This is a genomic window from Bifidobacterium parmae (assembly GCF_002860365.1).
Taxonomy (GTDB): domain Bacteria; phylum Actinomycetota; class Actinomycetes; order Actinomycetales; family Bifidobacteriaceae; genus Bifidobacterium; species Bifidobacterium parmae.
The window spans coordinates 1-15,466 of sequence record NZ_NMWT01000015.1 but is presented as its reverse complement, the minus strand read 5'-3'; the positions used below and the strand labels follow the sequence as shown (position 1 = coordinate 15,466).

General features: G+C 67.1%; 12 protein-coding genes. 5 read left to right on the top strand and 7 right to left on the bottom strand.

All coding sequences use genetic code 11. From position 1 onward, the window contains the following. Window positions 1-10: 10 nt before the first annotated feature. From Uis4E_RS06170 to Uis4E_RS06145, 6 genes are all read right to left on the bottom strand, one after another. On the bottom strand, window positions 11-790 hold the full coding sequence (locus Uis4E_RS06170; protein ID WP_101622367.1) for a TraX family protein: 780 nt from the start codon (window positions 788-790) through the stop codon (window positions 11-13). A 53-nt stretch (window positions 791-843) separates the two neighbouring features. Then, window positions 844-1,674, bottom strand: a complete 831-nt coding sequence (locus Uis4E_RS06165) for an HAD family hydrolase (protein ID WP_101622335.1) — start codon at window positions 1,672-1,674, stop codon at window positions 844-846. Beyond that, window positions 1,667-3,778, bottom strand: a complete 2,112-nt coding sequence (gene pulA, locus Uis4E_RS06160; protein ID WP_101622334.1) for a type I pullulanase — start codon at window positions 3,776-3,778, stop codon at window positions 1,667-1,669. The genes Uis4E_RS06165 and pulA overlap by 8 nt, the downstream gene beginning before the upstream one ends. A gap of 272 nt (window positions 3,779-4,050) precedes the next feature. After that, window positions 4,051-4,905 carry a sugar ABC transporter permease gene (locus Uis4E_RS06155; protein WP_423734921.1) on the bottom strand — a complete coding sequence of 285 codons (855 nt, stop codon included), beginning with the start codon at window positions 4,903-4,905 and terminating at the stop codon, window positions 4,051-4,053. 80 nt (window positions 4,906-4,985) lie between these two features. Beyond that, window positions 4,986-6,359 carry a carbohydrate ABC transporter permease gene (locus Uis4E_RS06150; protein ID WP_101622332.1) on the bottom strand — a complete coding sequence of 458 codons (1,374 nt, stop codon included), beginning with the start codon at window positions 6,357-6,359 and terminating at the stop codon, window positions 4,986-4,988. Between the two features lie 187 nt (window positions 6,360-6,546). Next, a complete protein-coding gene (locus Uis4E_RS06145; RefSeq protein WP_101622331.1) occupies window positions 6,547-7,779 on the bottom strand; it encodes an extracellular solute-binding protein in 1,233 nt (410 codons plus the stop codon). Window positions 7,780-8,036: 257 nt separating this feature from the next. Between Uis4E_RS06145 and Uis4E_RS06140 the strand changes: the two genes are divergently transcribed. From Uis4E_RS06140 to Uis4E_RS06130, 3 genes are all read left to right on the top strand, one after another. Beyond that, window positions 8,037-9,785 carry an alpha-amylase family glycosyl hydrolase gene (locus tag Uis4E_RS06140; RefSeq protein WP_101622330.1) on the top strand — a complete coding sequence of 583 codons (1,749 nt, stop codon included), beginning with the start codon at window positions 8,037-8,039 and terminating at the stop codon, window positions 9,783-9,785. 147 nt (window positions 9,786-9,932) lie between these two features. Continuing rightward, complete coding sequence (locus tag Uis4E_RS06135; RefSeq protein WP_101622329.1) at window positions 9,933-11,714, top strand: glycoside hydrolase family 13 protein; 1,782 nt, start codon at window positions 9,933-9,935, stop codon at window positions 11,712-11,714. Between the two features lie 140 nt (window positions 11,715-11,854). Further along, entirely contained in the window at window positions 11,855-12,868 is a 1,014-nt protein-coding gene (locus Uis4E_RS06130; RefSeq protein ID WP_101622328.1) for a LacI family DNA-binding transcriptional regulator, read from the top strand. A 102-nt stretch (window positions 12,869-12,970) separates the two neighbouring features. Here Uis4E_RS06130 and Uis4E_RS06125 read toward each other — a convergent pair whose 3' ends face one another. Next, on the bottom strand, window positions 12,971-13,684 hold the full coding sequence (locus Uis4E_RS06125; RefSeq protein ID WP_165784882.1) for a histidine phosphatase family protein: 714 nt from the start codon (window positions 13,682-13,684) through the stop codon (window positions 12,971-12,973). A 215-nt stretch (window positions 13,685-13,899) separates the two neighbouring features. On the opposite strand from Uis4E_RS06125, the gene Uis4E_RS06120 reads away from it, so the two are divergent. After that, window positions 13,900-14,277, top strand: a complete 378-nt coding sequence (locus tag Uis4E_RS06120) for a DUF4235 domain-containing protein (protein ID WP_101622327.1) — start codon at window positions 13,900-13,902, stop codon at window positions 14,275-14,277. Between the two features lie 58 nt (window positions 14,278-14,335). After that, a complete protein-coding gene (locus Uis4E_RS06115) occupies window positions 14,336-15,196 on the top strand; it encodes a nitroreductase family protein (protein ID WP_101622326.1) in 861 nt (286 codons plus the stop codon). Window positions 15,197-15,466 lie beyond the last annotated feature (270 nt).

Sequence of the window (15,466 nt, the reverse complement as noted above, 5' to 3'; positions counted from 1 at the left end):
ACCCCGACCCCTACAGCAGACATCCCACCCACAGCATCAGCGGGTACAGCGCGGCGAACACCCACGCCGCCCACGCCCGCCCGCCGTGGCCGCGGTAGCCGAGTTCGCCGTTGCGGTAGTGGAGGATGGCGACGCCCACGGCCGGCGTGATGCACATGACCGCGCCCAACAGTCCCGCGGTGAACATCATCGCGTTCTCGCGCGGCGCCAGGAAACGGAACACCAGCACGAACGCGAGCGTGAGCACGCCCACGGGCATGACCCGCTGCCGCACGCCGACGTGCAGCAGCAGATCCCACAGCACGCCGGCCACGACCACCGCCGCGGCCGCGGCCCACCACATCGCGCCCACGTACCGCACACGGAGACGGTCGAGCACGACCAGCACGATGAGCGCGACCAGCAACCCCCACACGGGATTCTGCACGCGCAGGTCGAACCACCGCCCGGCCGTCAGCCGGTCGTAGGCGGGTTCGGCGAGCGCCGCGACCGCACACAGCCGCAGCGCGTACCATCGCATGTCATGCGTGTGCCTCCATCCGTCGAACAGCAGCCACGCGTAGATCGGCACCGCGACCCAGGACGCGGCCTCGCACACGACCGCCGCGGTCAGAGCGGTCATGTTGTCCGCCGTGATCGCGCCGAACAGCAGCGGCACGAGCGTCGTCGACGCGACGGACAGCGCCATGAGCACCGCGCCGACCACCTTGAGCCGGAATACGGTGAGGCCCTTGCGGCGTCTGCCGCCCGCAGCCTGTTTGCGCTGTCGTTCCATTTCGGTGTCGTTCATCGTTCCTCCGTTGCGTTCGGGCTTCTCGCCCGGCCGGCACATTCCACGGGCGCTCAGACGCCCAGGTACTTCATGAGACCGGCGTAGTCGGGCCCGTCCAGGGAGAGGACGGCGTACGCGCTCGACTGCGGATCATCCTGCGGGGAGATCGCGGTGCGCAGGTAGATGCCGTCGATGCCTGCGCCCTTCGCGCCGAGGATGTCCGCCCGCTCGTCGTTGCCGACCATCACCGTGCGGCCCGGATCGGCCAGGACCCCATCCAACGCGATGCGGTAGATGCGCGGCGACGGCTTGCGCACGCCCACCTCGCTGGAGATGACGATGTTGTCGAACAGCGGCTCCAGATCCAGCCCACGCAGTTCCGGCCGTGTGTAGCCCGATTGCGCGTTGCTGACGAGCACCACCGTGAGGCCCGCCTCGCGCAGCCGCGCAAGCATGGCCGCGGCGCCCGGGTAGAGACGCAGCAGGCTGGTGCTGGCGCGACGGAACGTCCGGGCCAGCTGAAGAGCCCAGGGCAGCACCATCGGTCCGAGGTCGGTCAGGTCGGCCACGTCGGCCATCGCGATCGCCTGCGGGTCCCTGGCGGCCGGGTCGACGACGACGGTATCCTCCGCCGCCAACGCCGCGTAGACGGGCAACAGGTCGGGTTCGGCGTTCCCGCCGCGCGCGCCGGCCGCCCGCGCCAGCACCGGCGCGGCCAACGCGTCGAACCGGGCCTTGAGCTCGGCCGCGTCACGGAACGTCACGCCGGAATGGTCCTCCAACACCTCGCGCAACGCCTCCCACGCGGCCGGCGACTCCTCGTCGGTGCGGATGTCCACCAACGTGCCGTACAGGTCGAAGAACACCGTGTCATAACGGCGTTCCGGGACGTACTCAACCATGGCGCCATCTCCTCCATACGGTGATGCTGTACGGGGGCAACGGCATCGCACGATGCTCCACGGACGGCAGCGGCAGAGCGACCGCGTCGTCGGATGCCCCCTCGGCATCGGACGGAACAGCCCAATCGTATGCCGCGGCCGGACCGGACGCGAACCCGTCGGCGGCGCAATAGAGGCACCGCCAGTCGTCGGGCGCGATCTTCGTGACCTCGTCGTACGGGGCGGGCGTCTCCAGGGCCACCGTGGGCTGCAGACGCGTCTCCCCCACCGGGTTGACGGCCACGCAGTCGTCGCCGACGCGGAACACGACCACCTCGTCGTCGCGCGGCACGATCGTGCGCGCGCCGCCGAAGTACGCGGGGTTGCCGCGGCGCAGCGCGATGAGCGTGCGATAGTGCTCGACGAGGCGCGCGAGCCGTCGCGCGCGCCTCCAGTCGAGCCGGTTGAGCGCGGCGGGACTGCGGTAGGAGTCGGAGTCGCCGCGCTTGGTGCGCGCGAACTCCTCGCCGGACAGCAGGAACGGCACGCCGGCGGCGGTGAACACGATGCCGGCGGCGAGCCGGTTCGCGGCCATGAGGTCCGCGCACCGGCCGCCGGCGTCCACGTCGTCCGCCGCGTAGTCGGCTTCCGTGGGGAGCCGGCGCATCGCGGCGCACAGTTTGTCCCACAACGTGAGGTCGTCGTGCGCGGAGACGTATTGGATGACCTGTGCGACGCTCGCGGTCTCGTGCGGCGTGCCGCGCCACGCGTCCGCCGCATGGCGGATGTCGTCCGCGTAGTCGGCGGCCGCGCCGGACAGGTATCCGGGTTCCTTGTGATAGAAGATGTGGCCGCGCACCGCGTCGCGCGTCGTATCGCAGAACGCGCCGATGCGCGGGCTCAGGTACGGCAGGCCGCGTTTGTCGGCGAGGACGACGCCGGCGGCCGGGTCGAGCGCGGTCTCGCGCGCCGACCACGGCTCGCCGTGCATGAGGATCGTCGCGCCGCCCGGCAGCTCGTCGAGCGCGGTGCGGATCGCGTTCATCGTGTCGACGTCGATGAGTCCCATCAGGTCGAAACGGAATCCGTCGATATGGTATTCGCGCGCCCAGTAGGCGACGGAATCGACGATGTACCGGCGCATCATCGGATGTTCGGTGGCGACGTCGTTGCCGCAGCCGGAGCCGTCGGCGAGCGCGCCGTCGACGCGGCGGCGCAGCGCGTAGCCGGGGATCATGCGCTCGAACCAGTTGTCGGCGGAGAACATGTGGTTGTAGACCACGTCCATGATGACCTTGATGCCGGCGGCGTGCAGCGCCTGGATCATGCGCTTGCATTCGCGGATGCGCACTTCGCCGTGGAACGGGTCGGTCGAGTACGAGCCTTCGGGCACGTTGTAGTTGAGCGGATCATAGCCCCAGTTGAAGCCGTGGCGCGGATCGTCGTGCGCGAGGGATTCGTCGATGGAGCCGTAGTCGTAGAACGGCATGAGCTGGACGGCGGTCACGCCGAGATGCTTCAGGTAGGCGACGCATGTGGGGAATTCGCCGTCGCCGTCGACGCTCGTGTCGTCGTAGGTGAACGCGAGATACGTGCCGCGATGCTCGAACGGGACGCCGCTGTGCATGTCGTCGCTGAAGTCGCCGACATGCGTCTCCCAGATGACGAGGTCGTGGCTGGCGACGTGCGGGCGACGGTCGGCCTCCCAGCCGTCCGGATCGGTGCGCGCGAGGTCGACGACCATGCTGCGCCGGCCGTTCACGCCGGCCGCGCGCGCCCACGGGTCGGCGGTGCGGTGCGTCGTGCCGTCGGGGAATCGGACGAGATAGTCGTAGTAGACGCCGTGGCCGACGCCGTCGCAGCGCACCGCCCACGTGCCAGCCTCGTCGGGCGCAAGCTCGCGCGAGGCGAACGGGCCGGTCGGGGCCGCGGGCTCCTCGACGGCGGACTCGGCGTCCGAGCCGTAGCGGAACAGCCGCAGCGTCACGCCGGACGCGGTCGGCGCCCACACGCGGAACGTGGTGCCCGTGGCGTCCGGACGCGCGCCCAGATCGTCGCCGGCGTACACCGGCAGATCGGGGCACGGCCGGGCCGGTTCGGCGGGCGTACCTGCATACTGTGCCATATGGTTCCTTTCGCGGCGGTTACGGACCGTTTTACGGCTCGCCTCCGGCCCTGCAATTACGGACCGGCCTACGGCCGGACTCAACCCTGCCCTCACTCGGCTTCCGCCTCGCTCAGGCTGAGCCTACGGACAGCTCACCGGGCTGTCCGCTTGACGGCTCAGCCCTGCAATTACGGACCGGCCTACGGCCGGACTCAACCCTGCCCTCACTCGGCTTCCGCCTCGCTCAGGCTGAGCCTACGGACAGCCCACCGGGCTGTCCGCTTGACGGCTCAGCCCTTTACCGATCCCGCCATGGACTCCTGGTAGAAGCGCTGCATGACGATGAAGAGGATGGCGATGGGGATGGAGATCAGGACGGCGGCCGCGGCGAAGCGGGCGTACCAGTTCTGAATGTACTCCTTCTGCAGCATGAGCCACAGTCCGAGCGCCACCGTGTAGTTCGACTGCGTGCGGCAGATCACCTTCGCCATGACGAAGTCGAGCCACGGGGTGAGGAATCCGATGATGGCCTGGTAGACGATCATCGGCTTGCAGATCGGGATGATGATCTTCGTGAACACCTGCAACCGGGTGCAGCCGTCGAGCAGCGCCGCCTCGTCGAGCGAGGTGGGGATCGTGTCCATGTAGCCCTTCATCACGTAGAAGCCCGCGCCGGTGCCGGCCGAATACACGAGGATCAGCGCGAGGATCGTCATGCCGTCGCCGGTCAGGCCCATCGCCTTGAGGATGAAGTAGATCGCGGAGACGGCCATGATGCCGGGGAACATGCCGAGGATGAGCACCACGTTCATGAACGTGCGGCGCGTGCGGAAGCGCAGACGGCTCATGCAGTACGCGACGGACAGCACGAACGCGATCGAGATCACGCACGTGAAGCACGCGACGATGAACGTGTTCGCGAACATCTTCGGGAAGTCGAGCACCGATTTGTCGGTGAACAGCGCGATGTAGTTGTCCAGCGAGAACTCGGTCGGGAAGAACGTCTTCGTGTACGGCGCGGTGTTCTTGTTGAAGCTTTCCGCGAACACCCACACGATCGGGATCAGCCAGATCACCGCCATGACGGCGAGGAACAGGTGCGCGAGCACGTCGCCGAGGATGCGGCGCTTGCGCGAATCGTGCATGAGGCCGTGCGATTCGGCCTTCACCGCGTCGGCGGCGCCGGCCGCACTGTCCATGACGATGGACTTGTCGCTGTGCTTGCTCATCGGAACGCCTCCTCGTTCTTGTAGGAACCCGAATTGCGGTAGGTGACGAGCGACACCACCGCGAGGACGATGAACGTCATGATGCCGATGACCGCGCCGAGGTTGTAGTCGCCCTTGTCGACGGTCAGCTTGTACAGCCACGTGATGAGCAGGTCGGTCTTGCCCGCGGACGAGCCGATCGGCGTCGGGTCGCCGCCGGACAGCAGGTAGATCACGTTGAAGTTGTTCACGTTGCCGGTGAACGTGGTGATCAGGTACGGGGTGAGCACGAAGATGATGTACGGCATCGTGATTTGCGTGAAGATCTGCCACCAGTTCGCGCCGTCGAGACGCGCCGCCTCGTACAGGTCGGCGGGGATGTTCTGCAGGATGCCGGTGATCTGCATGATCGTGTACGGGATGCCGACCCACAGGTTGATGATGATGACGGTGACGCGCGCCCACGTGGCGTTCGTGAAGAACGGCAGCGCGGAGTCGATCCACCCCCATTCCATGAGCAGGCGGTTGACGGCGCCCGTCGGCTGGAGCATCGTGCGCATCACGAGCAGCGAGACGAACTGCGGCACGGCGATGGACATCGAGAAGCAGGCGCGCCAGAACCCCTTGAACCGGGTGGTCCTGCGGTTGATGACCATCGCGAAGAACAGGCCGAGGAAGAAGTTGAGGAACGTGGCGAAGAACGCCCACACGAGCGTCCAGACCAGCACGGACACGAACAGGCCCGCGTTGACGGTGCCGCCGCTGTTGGAGAACACCTTGCCGAAGTTCTCGAAGCCCACCCAGTCGAACAGGACGAGATGGTCGTGGTCGTAGCTGGTGAACGCCATCGAGATCATGAAGATCAGCGGCAGGACGGTGAACACGAGGATGCCGAGCGTCGGCAGGAACATGAGCAGCTGATGCGCGCGGCCGTCGGTCAGATCGTGCAGGTCCTCACGGAAGGTCGGCGCATGGCCGTGCTCGCGGGCCTCGCATTCGGCCCGGTAGGCGCTGCGCACGGACACCGCCCACAGGACGGCGAACGCGGCGATGAGCACGACGGTGCACACGCCGTACAGGAGGATGACCACCGAGTTGTCGCCCTTGGTGTACACCCAGAAGCCGTCGACGAGCGTCTTGCCCTGCTTCTGGTCGCCCAGGCCGGGCAGCTTCGACAGGTAGCCGGCGCCGCTGACGGCCATGAACACGATGAACGCGATCTCCAGGGCGAGGAGGACCGCGCCTTTGACGAATTGTCTGCGCGCGATGTTGCCCAGGCCGAAGACCAGGGCGGACAGTCTCGTGAACACGTCGCCGCGGGTCAGCGCGTTGCGCACCGAGTATGGCGACGGCGCCACGTAGTCCGCGCCCAGCCTGCGACGGCGTTTCATCTCGCGCGGGGAAAGGGTTGCCGATGTCATTGCACCCTACCGCCTCTCAACATGGTTGATACGTGTGGAATTGTTACGTGTGGATCGATGATCGATGGTTGATGTTCGACGATCGCCGCCGGCCGCTGCCGGCCGACGAAGGAACGGGGCCGGCCCCCGAAGGAGGGAGGGACCGGCCCCGCGGGGATCACTCGGCGTAGGAGCCGACGGACTTGACCCAGGCGTCGGTCTTGGCCGCGGCGTTGTCGGCCGTGACCTCCTTGTTGACGATGGCCTTGCCGAAGGTCTCGGCCGGGGTCCACCAGTCGTTCATGCCGGCCAGGCCGGACTGCAGGATGGCGGTGTTGGCCATCGTGTCGGACTGGGCCTTGGCGACCGCGTCATCGGTGGTCAGCGAGGCGAGGGACTTGTCGGTCGGGATGATGCCGCGGGTCGTGTAGTGCAGCTTCTGGGCCTCGGTGGAGCCGAGGTAGGCGGCGAATTGCGCGGCGGCCTTCGGGTTCTTGGCGTTCGGGTTGTAGGCGGCGGCCTTGGTGGCGGCGAAGGACTTCATCTGCTTGGTCTCGCCGTTGACGGTGAAGGTCGGCAGCTGGGCGACGCCCATGTCGTCGCCGAGGGCCTTCTTGATGTCGGCCGCGGACCAGGAGCCGGAGAAGAACGCGTCGGCGGTGCCGGCCTGGATCTCGGACAGGCCGGAGTTGTCGGCGCTGTTGTGGAAGTTCGGGTTGGCGGCCATGTTCACCAGATACGTGGTGATGTCGGCGGAGTCCTTCGGGAAGACCATGCCGGCCTTCTCGTCGTTGCCCTTCGCACCGAAGAGCGTCAGGCCGTCGTAGAAGCCGCCGAGGTACCAGGAGTCGGCCAGCGGGAAGGAGACGACGCCCTTGGCGAGCATCGCGTCGAGGCTCTTGACGTCGTCGTCGGAGAACTTCGCCTTGTTGTAGTACATGAACCACGTGTTGTCGGTGTACGGCACGCCGTAGTACTTGCCGTCGGAGCCGGTGACGGAATCGACTTCGAGGCTGCCGTTCTGCTCCTTGATCTGCTTGGCGGCGTCGGTGCCGAGCTCGCCGATCGCGCCCAGCTTGATGAGCGCGCCGAGCTGGTCGGAGGCGAACATGTAGACGTCGGCGGCGGCGGACGGGTCGGTCTGCACCTGCTTGGAGGCGTCGCCCTCGGAGACGACGTCGTTCTTCCACGTGATCTGGTATTCGGGGTGGGCCTTCTCGAAGCCCTTCTCGACCTGGCTCAGCCACGAATCGTTGCCGTCCTGGTCCTCCTGCGGGGCCCAGACGCTCAACGTGACGGCGCCGCCGTCACCGCTCTGCGCGGAATCCGCATCGGAGCCGCATGCGGCGAGCGGCACCAGCATGGCGGTTGCGGCGACGAGTCCGACGATCCTCTTCTTCCAACTGATCATCTTCGATCATTCCTTTCCTGCTCGATCGGCACTCCATTACCACGATGACCACGTTTGCAATGCCTTGTTGACATTTACGTTGAATACGTTAACACCACGGCATTGGGGCGCTGAGATGTCTTGTATTTGCAACGCTGCGGAACATCGTTGGTTCACAGTGTAGCACCATTTCTGCATACGTTCGCATTTCGCGTTTCCCCTGCTAGAATTGCAATCGTTGGTCAATGACGAGGAACCGCACGAACATTGGAGTTTTCATGGCCGAAGCAACACGACACGCCCGCCCCGCATGGCTCGACGACGCGGTCTTCTACGAGATCTACCCGCAGTCCTTCAACGACACGAACGGCGACGGCATCGGCGACATTCCGGGCATCATCGCCGAACTCGATTACATCCGCGATCTCGGCTGCAACGCGCTGTGGATCAACCCCTGCTACGATTCGCCGTTCAAGGACGCCGGCTACGACGTGCGCGACTACACGAAGGTCGCCCCGCGCTACGGCACGAACGAAGACCTCGAACGTCTCTTCGCCGAGGCGCACGCCCGCGGCATGCACGTCCTGCTCGACCTCGTGCCCGGCCACACCAGCGAGGAGCACGCCTGGTTCCGGGCCAGCGCACGCGCGAACCCCGCCGACCGCACCGTTCCGGCGGCCTCTACAACCCCGATCGACGTGTCCGAACGCTACATCTGGACGGACTGCTGGATCGCGGGCGGCGACGGGCTGCCGTTCGTCGGCGGCGAGGCCGAACGCGACGGCACGTACATCCTGAACTTCTTCAAATGCCAGCCGGCGCTCAACTACGGGTTCGCGCATCCGAAGCAGCCGTGGCAGAAGCCGGCGCTCGGCCCGGACGCCCTCGCCACCTGCGACGCGATGCTCGACGTGATGCGCTTCTGGCTCTCCCGCGGCGCGGACGGCTTCCGCGTCGACATGTCCGACAGTCTCGTCAAGCACGACGACGACGGCAAACCGTTCACGATCCGCACGTGGCAACACATGTTCGCGCGGATCCGCCCCGAATTCCCCGAGGCCGCGTTCGTCGCCGAATGGGGCCGCCCCTACGAGTCGATGCAGGCGGGCTTCGACATGGACTTCTATCTCGATTGGCGGTGGGGCGGCTGGCCGAACGGCTACAACATGCTGCTGCGCAACACCGACACCCCGTTGGTCCGCGACGGCGACGCCAGCTATTTCAACGCGGATTCCGGCGCCGCTATCAAGCCGTTCCTCGACCAGTATCTGCCTCAGCTCGCCGATTGCGAGCGTGCGGGCGGCCTGTTCGACCTCATCACCTGCAATCACGACACGATCCGCGTCGGTCAACGGCTGACCGAACGCGAACTGAAGGTCGCGTACGGCATGCTGCTGACGATGCCCGGCTGCCCGTTCGTCTACTACGGCGACGAGATCGCGATGCGCTACCGTCCGCTGCCCACGCACGAGGGCGGCTACGTCCGCACCGGCAGCCGCACGCCGATGCAGTGGGACGCGGGGCTCCCGAATCTCGGCTTCTCCGACGCGCCGGCCAATCCCGAGACCGGCGTCGCCGACCTGTATCTGCCCGTCGACCCCGCGCCGGACGCGCCCACCGTCGCGGCGGCGCAGGCCGATCCGCAATCGTTGTGGCATTGGCTGCGCGCGCTGCTCGCGTTCCGTCACGCGTGTCCCGCGTTGCGCGCACACGCCGGTTTCGAGGTGGTCGCGGGGCGCGACGGCGGCCGCGCGTTCGCCTTCCGCCGCGTCGCGCGCGACGCCGGCGAGGCGGACGCCGCCGACGCACGTCGCGACGTTTCCGGCGGACGTTCCGACGGCGACGCGATCGCCGACGACGCGATCGTCGCGATGAATCCCGGCCACGGCACCGTCACGATCGACGTGCCGGCACGCGTCATCCGCGGCGACGGCGAGCGCACGATCGTCCTCGCGCTCGGCGATCCGTCGGTCGCGTCCGGCGGCACGCTCACGCTTCCGCCACAGTCGTTCGCGATCCTGCGGTGAACCCGCGGCCCCCGTACGCCCGCACACGACACCCCGGCATCCGCGCCACGGCAACGATGCTATCGTTGTCATCAACGTGGCAGGACGTTCGCCGCGCGAGGGAATACGCACACAACCGCACCATCACCCAAAGGAGGGCGAACATACATGACCGCGAACAACATGCACGAGGACTGGTGGAAGCAGGCAGTCGTCTACCAGGTCTACCCGCGCAGCTTCAAGGACGTGAACGGCGACGGCCTCGGCGACATCGCCGGCGTCACCGAGAAGATGGACTATCTTGAGCGGCTCGGCGTGGACGCGATCTGGCTGAGCCCGTTCTACCCGTCCGACCTCGCCGACGGCGGCTACGACGTCATCGACTACCGCAACGTCGACCCGCGGCTCGGCACGATAGACGACTTCGACGCGATGGTCGCCGCCGCCCACAAGGCCGGCATCAAGGTGATGGTCGACATCGTCCCGAACCACACGGCCGACAAGCACGTCTTCTTCCAGGAGGCCCTCGCCGCCGAACCCGGCTCCCCCGCGCGCGACCGCTACATCTTCCGCGAGGGCCGCGGCGAGCACGGCGAACTGCCGCCGAACGACTGGCAGTCCATGTTCGGCGGCCCCGCATGGACGCGCGTGCCCGACGGCCAGTGGTACCTCCACCTGTTCGCCAAGCAGCAGCCGGACGTCAACTGGAACAATCCGGACATCCACGCCGAATTCCTGAAGACCCTGCGCTTCTGGGCCGACCACGGCACCGACGGCTTCCGCATCGACGTGGCCCACGGCCTCGCCAAGGACCTCGACTCCACGCCACTGGCGGACATGGCCGCGAACGACGTGCAGAACCAGCTGTGCCACGACTTCACCAGCCCGCTGTGGGACCGCCACGAGGTGCACGAGATCTACCGCGAGTGGCGCCGCGAGGTGTTCGACCGCTACGACCCGCCGCGCTTCGCCGTCGCCGAGGCGTGGGTCGTGCCCGAGCACCAGCACCTGTACGCCTCCACCGACGAGCTCGGCCAGTGCTTCAACTTCGATTTCGCGAAGGCCGCATGGCTGCCCGACGAGTTCCGCGCCGCCATCGAGGGCGGTCTCGGCGCGGCCGCGGCCACGCACGGCTCGACCACCACGTGGGTGATGAACAACCACGACGTGCCGCGCAGCCCCACCCGCTACGGCCTGCCGCAGGTGCCGCACGCGCCGTACCATCAGCTCGCGCACGACTGGCTGGTGCGCGACGGCTCCACGTACGTCGAGGACCGCGCGCTCGGCACGAAGCGCGCCCGCGCCGCCGCGCTCATGGAGTTCGCCCTGCCGGGCGGCATCTACGTCTACCAGGGCGAGGAGCTCGGCCTGTTCGAGGTCGCGGACATCCCGTGGGACCGTCTTGAGGATCCGACCGCGTTCAACACGCGCCGCGCCGCCACCGACAAGGGCCGCGACGGCTGCCGCGTGCCGCTGCCGTGGGTCGCGGACGAGTCCGGCGACGGCACGCCCGCCGCGCACGCCGAGTGGAGCGACCGGTTCGCCGCGGGCACGTCGTTCGGCTTCTCGCCGCGCGAGAAGGCCGACGGCACGCCCGCCGCGGCGCCGCACCTGCCGCAGCCCCTGTGGTTCCGCGACTTCGCCGCGGACGTCGAGGAGCATGACGACACGTCGATGCTCAGCCTGTACCGCACGATCCTCGCGCTGCGCGCCAAGCTGCTCACCGCCACCGGCGACACGTCCACCTTCGACTGGGTGGACATGGGCGCCGACGTGATCGCCTACCGCCGCCCGGCCGCGGCGGACGGCGACGCACGCACGCTCACCTCGATCACGAACTTCGGCGCCGAGCCGGTCGCGCTGCCGGCCGGCGAGATCGTGCTCGCCTCCGCGGACCTGACCGACGACGGCAGGCTCCCGCAGGACGTGAGCGTCTGGATCCTGTCCTGACGTTCCGGTGGCGTATGGATCGGGTGACGGCGGGGGTCGTTCCCCGCTTTCGCCCGATCCGTGCGTGTAAGCTGGACACGTTTCGATTGTTTCCGTTCACAAGGATTCGTTGACAAAGAACCGTTGACAAGGGGGTTCGCATGAACAGCAGCATCCAGGATGTCGCCAAGGCGGCGGGCGTCTCCATCTCGACGGTGTCGCGATCGTTCACCAGACCGGATCTGGTGTCGGCGAAGACCCGCGAGCGCGTGCTCAAGTTCGCCGACGAACTCAACTTCTCCCTGTCACGTTCCGCCGCCGCGCTGAAATCCGGCAGGTCGCTGCGCATCGCCGTGCTGATGAGCGGCCACATCCGCATGTGGTTCACCGCCTCCGTGATCGAAGGCCTCAACGACATACTCCACGCGGAAGGCTACGACATCTCGATCTTCCAGATCTCCAGCATCGAGGAGCGGCGCGAGTTCTTCGAGATGCTGCCTGTGCGCCGCAACGCCGACGCGGTCATCGTCGTCTCGTTCGACATCGACGCCGCCGAGACCGCGCAGCTCACGTCGATCGACGTGCCGATCATCGGCATCAACTCCGCCGACTCCGAACAGCACGGTTTCGCCGCGTCCGTCACCATCGACGACGCGCAGGGCGCGACGCTCGCCGCACGCCACCTGCTCACGCTCGGACACCGCGACATCGCGTACATCACGACGAACCGCGACGTCTCGTTGAGCTTCTCCGTGCGCGGCCGTTTCGACATGTTCATGGACTACTGCCGCGCCAACGGCGTCGAACCGCGCGCCATCGAATGTCAGGTCGACGAGGACGGCCACTACGAGATCGGCAACGTGGTCACGCAGCTGATGAGCCTGCCGGCGATGCCGACCGCCATCGCCTGCCAGGAGGACGGCATCGCGCTGCCGCTCATCTTCCAGCTGGAACGCAACGGGTTCGCCGTGCCCGGCGACGTGTCCGTCATCGGCTACGACGACAGCTTCTACGCCGACGACATCGGATTGACGACGATCCGGCAGGACCCGGTCGAAACCGCGCACATCGCCGCCCGCATGGCTCTCGACCTCATCCACGACCGGACGCCGAACGACCGGTTCCGCACGCTGTCCGCCCAACTCGTCGTCCGTTCCAGTACCGGACGGCGCTAGCGCGCCGGCCATCCTATTCGCTTGCCTGCCGGCAAGCCTTCGGCCTAAGGACAGCCCACCGGACTGTCCTTCATACGGCCTCAGCCGGACGGCGCTAACGCGCTAGCAGTTCCAGCGTTCGATGACGTTGTCGCCCTTGTACTTGCTGAGCACGCAGTAATGCGCCGTGTCGAGCCGCAGCAGGCGCGCGAACCGCGGTTCGACGCCCAGCCACTGCGACGTGAGGATGCGCAGGATATGCGCGTGCGCGACGAACAGCACGTTATGCCCCGCCTCCAGCAACGGCAGCACCTCTTCGATGGCGCCACGCGCACGCGCGGCCGCCTCCTCCACGGTCTCGCCCGGGCCATCGTGCACCGGCACCTGCCGTCCGTCCGGCAGCGTCTCCGTCCAGTCGCCCTGCATCGATTCCGGCAGCGAACGCGGACCGTCACGCCACACGTCCCACTGGAATCCGGCCATTTCGCTGATCTGCTGACGCGTGCGGCCTTCCGCGCATCCGTAATCCCATTCGGCGATGCCGTCCAACGTGCCGGGATGTTCGAAACCGGCCAGCACGGCCGTCTCATGCGCGCGCACGAGCGGGCTGGAGAACACGCAGCCCTCGTCGAATCCGCCGGGGAACGCGGCCTTGAGACGCTTGCCCGCGTCCACGGCCTGCTGCCTGCCGACCTCGGTCAGTGGAATGTCGGTACGTCCGGTGTGCTGCCCCGATTGGCTCCATGCGGTCTGCCCGTGGCGCAGGAGCACCAGGTATCCGGTGCCGCCGCGGGACGAGTCGACGGCCACAGTGCCGTCCGATAGATGATTGTTCATGCCTCCCACTGTAGCCCGTGAACGCTCCCGACTCCACCGGATCGCCGTCGACTGTTCGATTGGTGGGCGATTTCGAAGTGCACCGTTGCATCACGTTGTCGTGTTAGGCAACGTATCCGGTACGTGTATCCGGTCCATGTATCCGGTCCAGGTATCCGGCAACGTGCGCTCGTTTCGCCGAGGCGCCGCCGGCAGCCGCCGGTAGACTGGTAGGTATGAGTGATGAGAAGCGTATCGGAGCGCATGCGGGACCGTCGTCGGCCGACCGGATGGTCGACGCGTTCCATCGCATCGACGAGAAGGTCGACGCGATGCGCGAACACCGTTTGAACGATCCCGACTCCCTGGGCGACAAGATCGTGAAATGGGCGTTGCCGTCCGTCGCGGGATTCGTCGGCGGCAAACTGTTCCAGACCATCTGGAACCGCGGCGTCTCCCGGCGCAACGTGCGTCGCGGCCGCGCCGCCGACGCGCCGCAGGGATTCCTCATGCAGCTGCTGTTCACCGCACTGTCCGCCGCGTTCGGCGCATTCGTCTCCCACGTTTCGAACCGCGGTTCCGAAGCAATCGTCGACCGTCTGCATCGCCGCTGACGGCATATCCGAGTCCGTCATACTTGTACTTGCCCGGCGGCGGTACGACAATGGTGCCATGGTCACTAACAGCACTATCGAAACCCTGTTGCACCGCCGTTCGATCCGCGCCTTCAAGGACGAGGCGATCGACGACGACACCCGCATCACGCTCGAAACGGTCGCGCAGCACGCCGCCTCCAGCCAGTATCTCAACGACTGGTCGGCGATTCGCATCTCCGATCCGGCGATCAAGGCGAAATTCGCCGAGTTCGGTCATCAGCCGTATATCGCGCAGGCGCCGCTACTCTACCTGTTCGTCATCGACGAGCATCGCAACGCGCTGATCGCCGAGCGCAAAGGCGTCGACACGCACGGTGACGCGTGGACGCTGACTTCCAGCTACCGTTTCACGCAGGCGCAGAACGACGCCGTGCTCGCCCTGCATGCGATGGAGACCGCCGCATACTCGCTGGGACTCGGCTGCGTGATTCTGGGCTCCGTGCTCAACGACATCCCCGGTCTGATCGAGGCGTGCAAACTGCCGGAGTACACGTATCCGGTACTGGCGATCGCGATCGGCAAGCCGGATCAGGAGCCGGCGTTGAAGCCGCGTATGCCGCGCACGATGCAGTTCTTCGAGAACACGTATCCGGCCGATGATGCGGCGGTCGGTTCCGCTGCGGGTTCGTCCGGTTCCGATGATGCTGAGGACGCGGCTGGTGCCGACGGTACGGCTGGTGCCAACGGTACGGACTCCGTTGTGCTGTCCGGTCTTGACGCGTTCGATGCGACCGTGCATGAATACTATGATCTGCGCAACACGGACCGTCCGGTGGACGCGTTCAGCGACCAGATCGCCAAGGTCGGCGTGCAGGACGTAAGCGGCAAGGCGCTCCTCCCCAAGGCCGCCGCCCAAGGCTTCCGTTTGGATCGCTGACGCCCTTGGGTTGTGTAGGGCATCTCTTGCCCGTTGGAGGGTGGTTCGGGTCGCGGGGCCGGGCGGCCACCCCCACCCGCTTCGCGGGAGCCCCCGCCGGCGGGGGCGTGATCCCATGCGCGTGGCGTGGTCGTGGCTCCCGGTGCGGTCGCGTGGCCGTGGTCCGGTGTTCCTCCCGCTGGCGGGAGGTGGCGCGCGCAGCGCGTCGGAGGGTGGTCCGGTGGCCTCGCGCGTGTGCCGGTCCACCCCCACCCGCTTCGCGGGAGCCCC